The sequence below is a fragment of the Paraburkholderia gardini genome (assembly GCF_907164575.1).
GTDB classification, from domain to species: domain Bacteria; phylum Pseudomonadota; class Gammaproteobacteria; order Burkholderiales; family Burkholderiaceae; genus Paraburkholderia; species Paraburkholderia gardini.
Genome location: NZ_CAJQYY010000029.1, coordinates 1 through 12467, shown reverse-complemented (window position 1 = coordinate 12467; position 12467 = coordinate 1). Strand labels below are relative to the sequence as shown.

The window sequence follows — 12467 nt, the reverse complement described above, 5'->3', positions numbered from 1 at the left end:
CGCATCGTGGAGGGTAGGCACGCACTGTTCCCGATGGTCATGTCCACTCCCCGTCCGCGAGAAGCGCCATGCCTCTTTCCACATTCAATGCCGTGCGCACGCCGGTGAGCGTCAACCCCAGTTCGACCAGGGTAATGGCGACAGCCGGCTGCATGCCGACCACCACGGTGCGTGCGTCGAGCACGCTCGCCATCGCCGCGGTGTTGCTGATCATCCGGCCGATGAACGAGTCGACCACGTCGAGGCCGGAAATGTCGATCAGCACGCCCCTCGCGCGATCCTTGACGATGCGGTTCATCAGATCGTCCTGCAACGTCATCGCAAGGCTGTCATGCATGTCCACCTGAATCGTCACGATCAGGTTGTTACCCATGCGCAGAATCGGAATGCGCTCCATCGCGGCTACCGGAGGGACTGCATGCCGGCCGTCCCGTTCGACGGTTCGGCAGCGAGGTCCGCGGGTGTCGCCACCGACTTGCCCGAACGTTTCAGCGCGATCACGAACGCATCGGCGAGCGTGGCCTTGGTCACCACGTTGGAGAGGTTTACGCCGAGATGCACGATGGTCTGCGCAATCTGCGGACGAATGCCACTGATGATGCAGTCCGCCCCCATCAGCCGCGCGGCGGCGACGGTGCGCAGCAGATGCTGCGCAACGAGCGTATCGACGGTCGGCACACCGGTGATATCGATGATGGCGATGGCCGCGCCGGTATCCACGATTTTCTGCAGGAGACTTTCCATCACGACCTGGGTTCGCGCCGAATCGAGCGTGCCGATCAGCGGCAGCGCGACGATGCCTTCCCACAGTTGCACGACCGGTGTCGACAGTTCGAGCAGTTCCTGCTGCTGGCGCACGATGATCTGCTCGCGGCTCGCCTGGAACACCTCGGTGGTATAGAGACCCAGTTCATCGAACAGTGTGCTGATCGACCATGTGAGATCGACCAGCGCAGCGGGTTCGCTCATCAGGTTCTCGCGCAGCACCGCGAAAAGCGGCTGTTTCAACGAGAAGACGAAGCGCGCGGTCTCCGCGGGTGTGAAGCCCTGGCGGGCGCGCTGTGCGGAAAAATCGGCGAGGAAACCGCGGACTTCGGCCCATGCGGGCTGCTGGATTTCAGTGGACGTCGACGCGGCAAAGGCCGGCGCGAGAAGCGAAACGAACCGGGAAAACTGGTTGCGCAACTGCGCTTCGTCAACAAGCCCACGGCGCGCCACCGACGCATAGTGCTGACTCATCCACTCCGACAGCAACCTGGCGTGATTGTCGGAGAAAATTCCAGCCAGTCGCGAGCCGTCGATTGTGTTCATGAGGCAATCCTTTAGTCCTTGTATGGACCATGCATGAGCACCTTTGCGCACCGCAGGGCCCGATCTGATTGACATGCTTCACTGCCGCCGACAATAGCACAGCGGTTCTGCATTGAACATGCGCCAGCGCTTGTGCGGAGTCTTTCCTGCGTGCGTGGGCATGCGCGAAATCGCCGCGCGTGACGAACGAAGTCAAGCGCGGCAGGTTAGCCACGATCGGGGCGGAAACCGGATTGCACGCTCAGGTTCCCGGACGACCGCTAGTGGTTATGTCAGAGTGAACCTGCAACCGGCTAAAGCTGCCAGGACTGTCGATGCGCAAGTAAAGAAAAACGCCTAGTGAAAAATCAGATAGAGCACAAGCAGAACGACAACCGGTACACCAAGGAACCAGCCAAGGATGTAAGGCATGATCTCTCCTCCCTTCTTTACTGTTTTCGGCTTGCTTCCCCGATATCGTGGAGAAAGCCCGTCTCCTACGTTCAGCAAGAAATGTGCCTTTATTGCCTGGTCCCTTGTAGCAAGACGTTCCGGCGCTCATGCGCATGGGAAAACAGGGCTCCCTGGGGTATTTTTCTGGCGCGGGCGCGTCTCTTTTACCTGTTGCCGGCAAGACTTCCACGTGCGCGTCCGGCGCTTACCCGCTTGATGCATGCCTCACACGGCAGGCGCGCGTTACATGGCGTCTTTCGCTTCTTGCCGTGCCGCACAATCCGTTCGATACTGGACCGCGCGTCAAACGACGCGCTGCGTGTGCACATCGTTGAACGCATTTCCCATCTGCCCCTGGAGACGCCCCATGCGAATGGAAACGGCCTTCCTGTTCGACCTCGACGGCACACTGGTCGACAGCGTGTATCAGCATGTCCTTGCGTGGAAAGAAGCACTCGACGCCGAAGGCATCGAACTGTCGGTGTGGCGCATCCATCGCAAGATCGGCATGAGCGGCGGCCTATTCACCAACCAGTTGCTGCGCGAAACCGGCGGCGATATCAGTCAGGAACGTGTCGACCGCCTGCGCCGCACGCATGCGGAAGCGTACAAGCGGCTACGCGCCCAGGTCTGCCCGCTGCCAGGCGCACGCGAACTGCTCGCGACGTTGACGCAGACCGGCACGCGCTGGGCAATCGCCACAAGCGGCCGCATGGAAACAGCGGCCGTCAATCTCGAAGCGCTGGGCGTCGATCCGTCAAAGGAAGTGGTCGTCACGCGCGACGACGTCAAGTACGCGAAACCCGATCCCGATCTGTTCATCGCGGCAGCCGCGCGCTTGGGCGTGCCGGTTGAACAATCCGTCGTGGTCGGCGACAGCATCTGGGACATGCTCGCCGCGCGTCGCTGTCGCGCGCTTGGCGTCGGCCTGCTGTCAGGCGGCTACGGGCTCGATGAGCTCGAACGCTCGGGCGCGTTGCGCGTCTATGAAGATCCGCGCGACCTGCTGCTGCATCTGGATGAAGTTGCCGCGCGTCCGTGAGGGGCATGCACCGCATGCGTCATCTCGTTTCAATGACTTCGTCTCAATAATTTCTTGACAGGACATTCGCCTCCGAAGACACTCATCGACATGCCTATGTTCCTGTGTATCGCAAACGCGATTAATCACCCAATTCACGCCATCAACGGCGGGCTTTGGTCAGGACGCGTGCGCTAGATTCATCGATACACGCAGAATCCCCAGGGCCCCGCCGGAAACGACGGGGCCTTTTCCTTTGTATACGTCCCCGTTGCGCCGGCATTCAGACGGAGACGATGATGGACGAGAGCAGCCAGCAACGGCGCGCTTTAGCGCGTGGCACGGACGATATGCAGGAGCAGCGCCGCTATGTGGTTCAGTTTGCAGTCGCGGCAGGCGAGACGGTGACGTTGAAGATTCGCCGCGATGCGGTCGTGTCTTCGGCTGGCGCACGGCTGTGGGTGACGCGTGCCGGCGACCAGTGGGACTACTGGCTCAAGCCAGGCGAGACCTTGCGTCTGTCGCGCGGCGAGCGCGTGTGGGTGACCGGCGATATCGATGCGCACGCAACGACCGGCGTGCGGCCCGACGCCGATGTGGTGCTGACGATGCATCTCGCCCGGCGCCGGCACATCCGCTGGAAGTGGGCGCGGCAGCCGATGTTCGCGCTCTGGTGACGAAGCACGCGGGGATGTGCCTCAGGAGCGGCATTCGCCAGCGGATTGCACACCGCTTAAATGCGATCCGGCACAGTCTGCCGGGGCGCATTCCAGCCGCGTGCAACCGCGAACGCAACGGTGGCCCGTGCGAGTTCGAGTGTGCTGTCGATCAGTGTGACCGGCGGCGCGGACAGATTGCGCGCGGCCAGCGGAATTTCAGTGCAGGCCATGACGGCTGCACGCACGCCCTGCGCAATCAGGATCGCGAGCGCGGCGGAAAGCTGGACCGTGGCTTCATCGATGTCGTTTGCCTTTGCGGCCCTGACGCTCGCGTCGAGGCGCGCCTGCGCGACTTCGTCCGGGACAACCGGTGTAATTCCGCGAGCGGCGAGCGCTTCCTGATAGAAACCCGCCGCGATCGTGCCGCTTGTGCCCAGGATGGCGACGCGCTGCGCGGGATCCTGAATCGCGTTGACGCAGATTTCGCCGATATGCAGGATCGGCGCGGCGCTGCGCGCCTGCAGTTGCGCATACCAGTAGTGCGCCGAATTACACGGAATCGCGATCACGCCAACGTCATTGCGGTTGAGCAGGTCGATACCCGAGAGCATGGCAGGCAGCGGGTCTTCGCCGCCATCGAGAATCGCGAGCGAACGGTCGGGAATGTGCGGCAGGCTGGCGACCAGCAGCGGCAGATGCTCCTGATCGCCGGCGGCGCGCGTCAGGCGCACGACCTTCTCCATGAAGTCGACCGTCGCAAGCGGGCCCATCCCGCCGAGAACGCCGATGAGTGCCATCCCTGAGTCTCCAGTGACTTCAATGGACGCGGCCCAGATGCAAGGAACCGGGAACAGCCGCGGCATCGCCCGCACAGCAGCGTGACAGGCGTGCGCAGCATAACGCAGAACCGTCGGTTTAACACAGCCGGAGGGCATGGAAGAAGCTGGGGCCAGGCTAAACCATGAGGCGGCGCGGCCCATGAAAAAAGGTCTCGCGAAGAGACCTTTCCAGCGTCCAGCGTGGCCTTGCGGCAGTCTCACATCTGTCGACGCAATTCCGCGGGCGGCAGCTTCATCAGATGCCGGTATTTCGCCACCGTCCGGCGCGCGACGAGCACGCCCTGGTCGGCCAGCATCCGCGCGAGCGTGACGTCCGAAAGCGGATCGTGGGTATTTTCCGCGGCGATCATTTCCTTGAGCAGCGCGCGTACTGCCGCGGCCGAACAGGTCCCGCCGCTTTCCGTGCCGAGTTCGCGCGGGAAGAAGTGCTTGAACTCGAAAATACCGCGCGGCGTCGCCATATATTTGTTACCCGTCGCGCGGGAGATCGTCGATTCATGCAGACCGAGTTCATCGGCGACGTCGCGCAGGACGAGCGGCTTGAGCGCAATCTCGCCGTACTGGAAGAACGCGCGCTGATGGGCCACGATGCACTCGGCGACGCGCTGGATCGTATCGAAGCGCTGCTGCGCATTCCGGATCAGCCAGCGCGCTTCCTGCAACTGCTGCGCGAGCGGCGAGCGGCTCGTGCCGGCCGATTGTGCAAAGAGCTCCGCGTACCGGCGATGAATCCGCGCGCGCGGCATCACGGCCGGATTGATCGACACGACCCACTTGCTGCGAACCTGACGCACGATTACGTCTGGTACGACGTAGTTGTCTTCCGCGTTGCCATAGTAGTTGCCGGGCTTCGGATCGAGCTTGCGCACGAGCGCACACGCGATGCGCAGTTCGTCGGCGCTGCAGCCGGTCTGCTTTTGCAACTCGGCCTGCTCACGGCGCGCGAGCCGCTCAAGATGATGCTCGACGATCTGAATCGCGGCGTCGCGGCCCGGCGTGTCGTTATCCATGCAATCGAGTTGCAGCTTCAGACATTCCGACAGCGAACGTGCACCGACGCCCGGCCGGTCCAGCGATTGCACGAGCCGCAGCGCGACGAGCAGTTCGTGCTCGGTCAGTTCCGGTTCGACATCGAACACGTCGGCAAGATCGGCGAGATCCTGACGCAGATAGCCGTCGTCATCGAGCGACTCGATGATCAGGCGCGCGACTTCGCGATCGCGTTCGTTCAGCGGATAGAGACGCAGCGCATCGTGAAGCTGTTCGTGCAACGAGGGCTGTGAACGTGCCCAGTCGGCGGGATCGCTACCTTCGCTGTCGCCGTTGTAACGCGACGAGCCCCGGCCGAATGAATCGGCGCTGTAGTCGCCGCTGTACTCACCCGCCGGCTCGTCGTGCAATGACGCATCCGCGCTGCCTGACACCGGCGCATCGGCGGCGGTTTCCGCGCCGGCCGATACCGGCTCGCCGGAAGCTTGCGTTGCCTCGCCCGTGCTTTCTGCGGCAAGCGCGACATCTTCCGTTTGCGATGCGTCGTATTCAAGGAACGGATTGGTATCGAGTGCCGTGCGCAACTCCTGCTGGAACTCGAGCGAGGACAGTTGCAGGAGCCTGACCGACTGCTGAAGGCGAGGGGTCAGCGCAAGTGACTGTCGTGTGCGTAGCTCGATTGAAGGCGGCATTGTAGTGCGATCCCTTTTGAAGATTCTGGTTCGAATACCCGAAGCAGATCGCATTCGGGCACTATCGTTGGTCTGAATAGAGCAATCGCCGTACCAGATTTCACAGGGCGCTGTTTTTACAGCGATTTGATCCTCGCGAGCGATGTTTTTCGGGTGTTGTCAGACTCCCTCGCACGCCATTTTTACAAGCGGCCGGAAAAATCCGGGCCGGCGGGCAAGTCTGTTTCAGCACGCATCCTGCCCGGTTCATTTCATGTCGCACCCCCGTCCAGTCGCGCCTGTAGCCCGACACGCCGCGGGATGACGCGGTGTGGCACACGGCTTGCGCTTCCCTGATGGTGGACGGATGCCAGCAGCGCATTCGATGTCGACCACGGGGCTGACGGAACCGTCATGCGGCCACTCTCCCCAGGCGTGTCATCAACGGCAATGGCCGCGATCGACCGCACAGGCAACAAGACCGCAGCACTCTTCAACCACCCGAAAGGAGAAATCCATGAAAACGATCCAGTTCCTCAAGACCGCAGGCAGCGTCGCCTGTATCGCATTTGCCCTGAACGCGAATGCACAGTCGACTGCGTCGGCACCGGCCGGCGTGTCGGAATCGATGGGAGCCCACGTCGATGACACGACGATCACCACCAAGGTCAAGGCGGATCTGCTCGCGAGCAAGAACGTCAAGTCGACCCACATCCATGTGAAGACGCAAAAGAGCGTCGTGTGGCTGACGGGAACGGTGCCCTCGGCAGCAGACAAGACCGCCGCTGAAGATGTCGTGAATCAGGTCGACGGCGTCAAGGGCGTCAAGAACCATCTGAAGGTCGCGGCCGAATAAGCCGCGTCGAGGTTCGGCCGAAGAAGCCGTCCGCGAAAAATCGCGGACGGCTTCTTGCGTTTACGGCAAGGCGTTTTCGTCAATGCATGAAGGGCATGCGCATGCAACACGCACCCGCACAAATTAAATCGGGCAGCAGGAAAGCTCCCGCTACCCGACATCCTTCGCCCCCGTTTAGTCCGCTTCACTTCAAGTGGCTACTTGCGCGCCGCATACTGATCGCGCAGATCGCGGATACGATCGTGATTTTGCACTACACCCTGATATTGCCGCTCCACGATTGCGCGAACATCAGCCGGCAGATCTTTTTCGAGGGCGTCGTGGTAAGACTTCTTCGCGGCGTCCTCGCCCTTTTCGCAATCGGCCAGAATCTGATGATCGCCACGGCTGCTTACCGCCGACTTCAGATCGACCCAGCCCCGATGCAGCGCACCTGTCACCGAACCGCCAGTATCCGGCTTGCCGCCGAGCTGCTGGATCGTGTCCTGCAATTCGCGTGCGCCGCGTGCGCAGTCATCGGCGCGACTGGCGAACAGCGATTTCAGCTGCGAATCGTGGGCGTCTTCCGCAGCCTTGCGAAAGCCCTTCTCGCCGTCCTTCGAAGTCTCGACCAGATCATTCAGTTCGGAAACAACGTTCGTAGCCATGTAACGCTCCTTAAGTCTGGTTGAAAACAGTTGCCGCGATGTACTTGCGGTCACTTATGGAGACGCATGTGGCGTACCCGCCCGGCGACCGGCGCGGAACGTCATCCAGCCGCGTAAAAGTTGCCGGACGAGCCGGCGCTCAGGCCGCGTCCATGTCTTCCTGTAACGCGAAAACCCACGTAAACAGGGCGTTTTCCGCCATTCATCCGTGAATCAGCCGGATGGCGCGGTGTTTGCTTAATCCAACGTATCCGCATGTTCCGTCCTGCATCGACGACGGAACATCAACCGATAAAAACAACGGCATGCAGGATCGACAGGTCAGGGAGAAAAACATGAGAAGCAAACGTGCGGCGTTTCTGGTGTTCACCGCGCTCGTGACGTCAGCGGCTGTCATGGAGCTTCGGCTCAATACATTCGACACCGCCCCGCAACCCGCCACGCAGGCGATGAGCTGTAACGCAATCCAGCAATCGGGCATTGTGCCCGCTGCGTGCGAGTCGACGCAGAACGAACAGCGCGTGGAAGGGACTACGCCGCAACCGCGTCGCGGGTCGGCGCTCTGGGTCTAGACGGATCGAGACAGGAACGTGTGTGACTATCGATGAAAGCGCCTGAAAAACGGCCTGGAAAATTTCCAGGCCGTTTCTTTTCTGACGCCTTTACGCTTAAGCATCGAAGCGGCTAGATCCATGCTCACGCGCCCCGCTCGTTCAACTCGCTGACCGGTGTTGGCGTCCTTGTCGGATCGAAGTCGGCCCAACGGCCCTGCTGCCAGCGGCCTGTCGCGCGTTCGATCGTACTGCCGCCGCATTCGCGCAGTACGCGCGCCGCCTGCAGTTGCGTATCCGGCGATACGTGCACCGCCAGCAGCACGCCGGAATCGCGTTCTTCGTGATGCGACTGGTGGCCGTGCCTGTCGCCTTCCCGTGTATGCGACATGGCGCCAATGAGCGAACCGATATACGCTCCCACGCCCGCTGCAATCACGGAGACAAGCAGCGGCGCATGAAACACCGCGAAAAGCCCGGCTCCGACAATCGCACCGACGACGGCCCCGATCATTACACCCTTGCTTGCGCCCTTCGGCGCATCGCGCGCGCCCGGATCATCGTCCTGATCGCCGCCAATCGGATAGCGCGCATGCTGCCCGCGCGGGTTCACGAAAAACAGCGTGACGTCCTCCTCGACGAAGCCGTTCGCGAAGAGCCGTTGCGCGGCCGCCTCGGCGGCCGGAAAAGTCGTAAAACGTCCTGCGACAATGAGTGACATGACGCCTCCTTTCATCTTTGCAGATGGTGTGCGCAGTTGCCGTCGCGGGTTCACACAGGGTGCTATGCCTTCAGCCCGCGATCCGGCTCCATTCCCTCGACCCGGAAAAGCCCGCTGTGCAAAACGACGCTTTCGCCGCCGTTCTGATCGAGCGCCTCGGCGCACACGGAACGGATCCGCGCGCGTCCGCGCTGGAATGCCTTCAAAAGCGAGTCTTCCAGAGGAGAGTCTGCGCCAAAATGGTCTTCAAGTGCTTCCGCCGTGATAACGCACGCAACGGGTTGCCCGTCGACGGCCGCGGTAAAGCGCACCGCGAGGTTTGCACCGTCGAAGACCGGCGGATCATCGGAAAAAGTGATGGTCATGTTCGCGTCCTCCCAGGCGGCCCTCGACAAAATCACACTCATGATGTGCTCTTCTTCGCATTGCCCAGTTGCTGCGCCATCGCAAGATGGTGCTGGATCACCGGCAGCGCCTTCGTGGCAGCCGCCTTCAATTGCGGATCGGCGCCGCTTTCGCTTTCCTTCCGGAACAGTTCGACCGCCTTCTGATGGCCGCCCACGGCCACGTCGGCGATATAGGCCTGATCGAAACCGGCTCCCTTGAGCCTCTGCAACTTCCCTATGACTGCCGAATCCGCCGAAGGTGGCGATTTCAGGCCTTTTTTCTCGGCAACGATGTCAAGGTTCCGGGCCAGTTTCGTGTGATCGACGATCATCTGCGAAGCGAATTTCCTGACCTGCGGGTCGTTCGAATTTTTCAACGCCAGCTTGCTGGCGGCGATTTCCGTGGCACCGGCCTGCGAAGCGTCCTGCACGAACTGCTGATCGGCCGCCGATAATTTCGTCTGTGCCGCCGCCGGTTCGCTCGTCTGCGCGTGAACGACGCCAGCAGGCATCGTCATCGCGATCCCGGTTGCCGCCACCATCGCGCGCATTGAATGCTGGAATGTCATGCGATTTCTCCTGTTCCAGATCGTTCCGTCACGCTGCCGTGCGCCGGCTTGACTGCGCAATCCGCGTTTTGTCGAATGCCGGCTGATCGTCCTGCAGCCTCAGCACGGAACCCGCAAAAGGTGTGCCCGGCAAGTAAAAGCGCGTGGATACGCTTTGCGGCGACGCATCACGTCCAGCGCTTGCAACTTGTGCGCATGGCAATGCAATTGTTGCGATGCTCCTGAGAGCACGTTCAGGCCGGCGCAATGTCCTCACAGGTATGGGGAAATTCAATCGATGCGTGTCGAAAGTGTTTGATGGGTACATCCCTTGCTGAACATTGATGCGGCCATGGCGCCGTTCGACCGGGGTTCCGCCTCGCGATCCAATCTTTGCTTTTCAGGGAGACGCTTCATGAATACGCGCAATCAGCCCGGCACCGGCGCCGGAGCACGCATCGTCGGCAGTGGACGCAAAACCGCGGACGGCCCGGGCCCCGACGTAATGGCCGCCGGTACGCTCGACGGCAACACCGTGCTCAGCGCCGATGGCGACGACGTCGGCAAGATCAAGGACATCATGCTCGACGTGCAGGGAGGACGCATTGCTTATGCCGTACTGTCGAGCGGCGGCTTTCTCGGCGTCGGCGACAAGCTGCTGGCGATTCCATGGAATGCACTGACGCTCGATACCGACCGCAAATGCTTCGTGCTGAATCTCACATCCGGGCAGGTCAGGAATGCGCCGGGCTTCGACAAGGACCACTGGCCCGCGATGGCGGACCGCACGTGGGCCACGAGCGTTCACCAGTACTATGGCCGCGCGCCATACTGGAGCGATGAACGCGGCGCTAGCGGCGACCCCGGTGCGCGCGACGATGTGGGTGTGGGCGACATTCCGGCCGGCTCGTCAAACGCGCCGGAAGCGGGTGGCGTGAAGCTTTGATCGTCAAACTACGACGAGGCATTCCATGGTCACCAGAAAGAAAGGGCATCCGGCAAAACGCAGCCGCTCGGGCCGTCCACCGAGGCAACGCCATGCGCAGGCCCACGCCGCGCATCGTGCGAAGCAAGCTGCGTCGCACAGGAATGGCAAGGTCGGCAAACGCTGGTCGCATCACGTCATGGAAACCAGTGACGCCATGGATATCGAGCACGATATCTTCAGGTCCGGCAGCGCGCAGGAGATTGCCGACTCGCTAAAACGCTCGTCTACACGTAGCAAACGACGCAAAGGCACACCGTTCCAGTCGGCGATGTCGATGCTGAATTTCTATATCAACCGCGCAGGGCGTAATCTGCCGAAATCGCGTCGCGCAACGCTTCAGACGGCAAAGCGCAAACTACGCGAGGCATTTGGCCGCGCGCCCTGACTGCATCGCGCGCGATGCACGCGATACGGCGATCCATACCGCCAGGCCCGCACCAGGCAAAACCGCACGGCAGCGTTGTCAGGCTGCCTCACCGGATACCTCATGCACGAAACGATCTGGTTTCTTGTCGTCGGCGGTGTGTTCGCCTTCATGGGCATCGCGGCAGCCACGTTCGAGCGTCTGCCGTGCAGCGCCGCGATGTTCTATCTCGCGATCGGCCTCGGGCTCGGGCCGCCCGGGATCGGCCTGCTGCATCTGGACGTGATCGTCGATGCCGGCGTGCTGCGCATCATCACCGAAGTCGCGCTGCTGGTTTCACTGTTCGCGATCGGCCTGCGTCTGCGCGTTCCGCTTTTCGACGCGTTGTGGGCCATACCGCTGCGGCTCGGCTTCGTCGCCATGCTCGTGACGGTGCCGCTCCTGACGCTATTCGGCGTCCACGCACTGCATCTCGGCTGGGGACCGGCGCTGCTGCTCGCGGCGATTCTCGCGCCAACCGATCCGGTTCTCGCCCACGACGTGCAGGTCCAGGACTCGGCCGACGTCGATCTCATGCGTTTTTCGCTCTCGGGCGAAGGCGGCCTCAACGACGGCATCGCGTTGCCGTTCGCGCTGCTCGGCCTTGCGTTATGCGCCAACCACAACGCGAATTTCGCCGACGTGTTCACGTGGACGTTCATCGGCAGCACACTTTGGGGTATCTTCGGCGCGATCGCGACGGGCGGCGTGCTGGGCTGGGTAACCACTCACGGCGTGACGTGGTTAAGAACGCGTCACGCGCAGGCCCTCGGCCTCGAAGCCTTTTTCGCGCTCGGGCTGATCGAGCTGTCGTACGGCATCGCGCAACTGGCACATACGTTCGGCTTTCTCGCCGTTTTTGCAGCGGGCGTCTCGATGCGTCGCGTCGAGCATCGAGCGAGCGGCGGACAATCGCCACGGGAAACCATCGGCGCCGTCGAGGCGGGCGATGTCACCGCGACCGCCGCCGATCCGCAGAAGGCCCATGCGTTTATGGCGGAATCCGTGCTCGGCTTCACGATCGAGCTGGAACGTATCGCCGAACTCGCGATGATGCTGATCATCGGCAACGTCCTCGCGACGCTGCATGGGCCGCTTTTCACGTGGCAGAGCGCCGCGCTGATCGCGGCGCTCTTCCTGGTCGTGCGGCCGCTGGCGGTCGAAGTGTCGCTGGTGGGATCGGGCGCATCCCACCCGCAGCGACGATTGATGAGCTGGTTCGGCATTCGCGGCATCGGCTCGTTCTATTACCTGACCCTGGCGCTGCAGGAAGGTCGCGCGAACGACGTGGTGCCGCTCATACCGTTCGCGCTGGCTGTCGTGACGGCGTCGGTGGTCGTGCACGGCATGTCGGCCACGCCGCTGATGAGCTGGTATCGCCGTGCGCCGCGCCCCCCCCGCGAGCCGCCGCCCCAACCCGCCCCGCACGCCCCAGATTTTTTTT

At 62.2% G+C, this 12467-nt stretch carries 15 protein-coding genes; 7 read left to right on the top strand and 8 right to left on the bottom strand.

Features of this window, described 5'->3' with window-relative positions:
- Positions 1-37: 37 nt before the first annotated feature.
- Both LPA34_RS21735 and LPA34_RS21730 read right to left on the bottom strand, forming a co-directional pair.
- Positions 38-397 (bottom strand): STAS domain-containing protein, encoded by a 360-nt coding sequence (locus LPA34_RS21735; protein ID WP_228982109.1) that lies wholly within the window; start codon positions 395-397, stop codon positions 38-40.
- Between the two features lie 5 nt (positions 398-402).
- Complete coding sequence (locus LPA34_RS21730; protein ID WP_228982107.1) at positions 403-1311, bottom strand: STAS domain-containing protein; 909 nt, start codon at positions 1309-1311, stop codon at positions 403-405.
- A gap of 799 nt (positions 1312-2110) precedes the next feature.
- Here LPA34_RS21730 and LPA34_RS21725 point away from each other — a divergent pair.
- Together LPA34_RS21725 and LPA34_RS21720 are read left to right on the top strand one after the other, a co-directional pair.
- Entirely contained in the window at positions 2111-2785 is a 675-nt protein-coding gene (locus LPA34_RS21725) for an HAD family hydrolase (RefSeq protein ID WP_228934886.1), read from the top strand.
- A 275-nt stretch (positions 2786-3060) separates the two neighbouring features.
- Positions 3061-3441 carry a DUF2917 domain-containing protein gene (locus tag LPA34_RS21720; protein WP_228982105.1) on the top strand — a complete coding sequence of 127 codons (381 nt, stop codon included), beginning with the start codon at positions 3061-3063 and terminating at the stop codon, positions 3439-3441.
- 56 nt (positions 3442-3497) lie between these two features.
- Here LPA34_RS21720 and cuyB read toward each other — a convergent pair whose 3' ends face one another.
- Entirely contained in the window at positions 3498-4220 is a 723-nt protein-coding gene (cuyB, locus tag LPA34_RS21715) for a cysteate racemase (RefSeq protein ID WP_228982104.1), read from the bottom strand.
- Positions 4221-4459: 239 nt separating this feature from the next.
- Complete coding sequence (locus tag LPA34_RS21710; protein ID WP_228982102.1) at positions 4460-5944, bottom strand: RNA polymerase factor sigma-54; 1485 nt, start codon at positions 5942-5944, stop codon at positions 4460-4462.
- Positions 5945-6440: 496 nt separating this feature from the next.
- On the opposite strand from LPA34_RS21710, the gene LPA34_RS21705 reads away from it, so the two are divergent.
- Positions 6441-6779, top strand: coding sequence for a BON domain-containing protein (locus LPA34_RS21705; protein WP_228982101.1), 339 nt, complete (start codon positions 6441-6443; stop codon positions 6777-6779).
- Positions 6780-6976: 197 nt separating this feature from the next.
- Here the strand turns inward: LPA34_RS21705 and LPA34_RS21700 are convergent, their stop codons facing one another.
- A complete protein-coding gene (locus tag LPA34_RS21700) occupies positions 6977-7426 on the bottom strand; it encodes a ferritin-like domain-containing protein (protein ID WP_228982099.1) in 450 nt (149 codons plus the stop codon).
- A gap of 335 nt (positions 7427-7761) precedes the next feature.
- Here LPA34_RS21700 and LPA34_RS21695 point away from each other — a divergent pair, with 335 nt between their 5' ends.
- On the top strand, positions 7762-7998 hold the full coding sequence (locus LPA34_RS21695) for a hypothetical protein (RefSeq protein WP_228982097.1): 237 nt from the start codon (positions 7762-7764) through the stop codon (positions 7996-7998).
- A 124-nt stretch (positions 7999-8122) separates the two neighbouring features.
- Here LPA34_RS21695 and LPA34_RS21690 read toward each other — a convergent pair whose 3' ends face one another.
- From LPA34_RS21690 to LPA34_RS21680, 3 genes are all read right to left on the bottom strand, one after another.
- The gene (locus LPA34_RS21690; RefSeq protein ID WP_228982095.1) at positions 8123-8698 is read right to left on the bottom strand and encodes a hypothetical protein; all 576 of its coding nucleotides are present in this window, start codon (positions 8696-8698) and stop codon (positions 8123-8125) included.
- Positions 8699-8760: 62 nt separating this feature from the next.
- Positions 8761-9105: a DUF1488 family protein gene (locus LPA34_RS21685; protein WP_228982093.1), complete on the bottom strand. Its 345-nt coding sequence runs from the start codon at positions 9103-9105 to the stop codon at positions 8761-8763.
- Entirely contained in the window at positions 9102-9653 is a 552-nt protein-coding gene (locus LPA34_RS21680; protein ID WP_228982091.1) for a DUF4142 domain-containing protein, read from the bottom strand. The genes LPA34_RS21685 and LPA34_RS21680 overlap by 4 nt, the downstream gene beginning before the upstream one ends.
- Before the next feature lie 394 nt (positions 9654-10047).
- Here LPA34_RS21680 and LPA34_RS21675 point away from each other — a divergent pair, with 394 nt between their 5' ends.
- The 3 genes from LPA34_RS21675 to LPA34_RS21665 all read left to right on the top strand — a co-directional run.
- Positions 10048-10578, top strand: a complete 531-nt coding sequence (locus LPA34_RS21675) for a PRC-barrel domain-containing protein (RefSeq protein ID WP_228982090.1) — start codon at positions 10048-10050, stop codon at positions 10576-10578.
- Positions 10579-10603: 25 nt separating this feature from the next.
- Positions 10604-11005: a DUF3175 domain-containing protein gene (locus LPA34_RS21670; protein ID WP_228982089.1), complete on the top strand. Its 402-nt coding sequence runs from the start codon at positions 10604-10606 to the stop codon at positions 11003-11005.
- Positions 11006-11107: 102 nt separating this feature from the next.
- On the top strand, positions 11108-12467 hold a 1360-nt coding region (locus LPA34_RS21665; protein ID WP_228982088.1), incomplete at its 3' end, for a cation:proton antiporter.

What these genes read in the sequence shown, in the direction of transcription:
- LPA34_RS21735 (WP_228982109.1), bottom strand. Translation starts at nt 397, where the DNA reads ATGGAGCGCATTCCGATTCTGCGCATGGGTAACAACCTGATCGTGACG.
- LPA34_RS21730 (WP_228982107.1), bottom strand. Translation starts at nt 1,311, where the DNA reads ATGAACACAATCGACGGCTCGCGACTGGCTGGAATTTTCTCCGACAAT.
- LPA34_RS21725 (WP_228934886.1), top strand. Translation starts at nt 2,111, where the DNA reads ATGCGAATGGAAACGGCCTTCCTGTTCGACCTCGACGGCACACTGGTC.
- LPA34_RS21720 (WP_228982105.1), top strand. Translation starts at nt 3,061, where the DNA reads ATGATGGACGAGAGCAGCCAGCAACGGCGCGCTTTAGCGCGTGGCACG.
- cuyB (WP_228982104.1), bottom strand. Translation starts at nt 4,220, where the DNA reads ATGGCACTCATCGGCGTTCTCGGCGGGATGGGCCCGCTTGCGACGGTC.
- LPA34_RS21710 (WP_228982102.1), bottom strand. Translation starts at nt 5,944, where the DNA reads ATGCCGCCTTCAATCGAGCTACGCACACGACAGTCACTTGCGCTGACC.
- LPA34_RS21705 (WP_228982101.1), top strand. Translation starts at nt 6,441, where the DNA reads ATGAAAACGATCCAGTTCCTCAAGACCGCAGGCAGCGTCGCCTGTATC.
- LPA34_RS21700 (WP_228982099.1), bottom strand. Translation starts at nt 7,426, where the DNA reads ATGGCTACGAACGTTGTTTCCGAACTGAATGATCTGGTCGAGACTTCG.
- LPA34_RS21695 (WP_228982097.1), top strand. Translation starts at nt 7,762, where the DNA reads ATGAGAAGCAAACGTGCGGCGTTTCTGGTGTTCACCGCGCTCGTGACG.
- LPA34_RS21690 (WP_228982095.1), bottom strand. Translation starts at nt 8,698, where the DNA reads ATGTCACTCATTGTCGCAGGACGTTTTACGACTTTTCCGGCCGCCGAG.
- LPA34_RS21685 (WP_228982093.1), bottom strand. Translation starts at nt 9,105, where the DNA reads ATGAGTGTGATTTTGTCGAGGGCCGCCTGGGAGGACGCGAACATGACC.
- LPA34_RS21680 (WP_228982091.1), bottom strand. Translation starts at nt 9,653, where the DNA reads ATGACATTCCAGCATTCAATGCGCGCGATGGTGGCGGCAACCGGGATC.
- LPA34_RS21675 (WP_228982090.1), top strand. Translation starts at nt 10,048, where the DNA reads ATGAATACGCGCAATCAGCCCGGCACCGGCGCCGGAGCACGCATCGTC.
- LPA34_RS21670 (WP_228982089.1), top strand. Translation starts at nt 10,604, where the DNA reads ATGGTCACCAGAAAGAAAGGGCATCCGGCAAAACGCAGCCGCTCGGGC.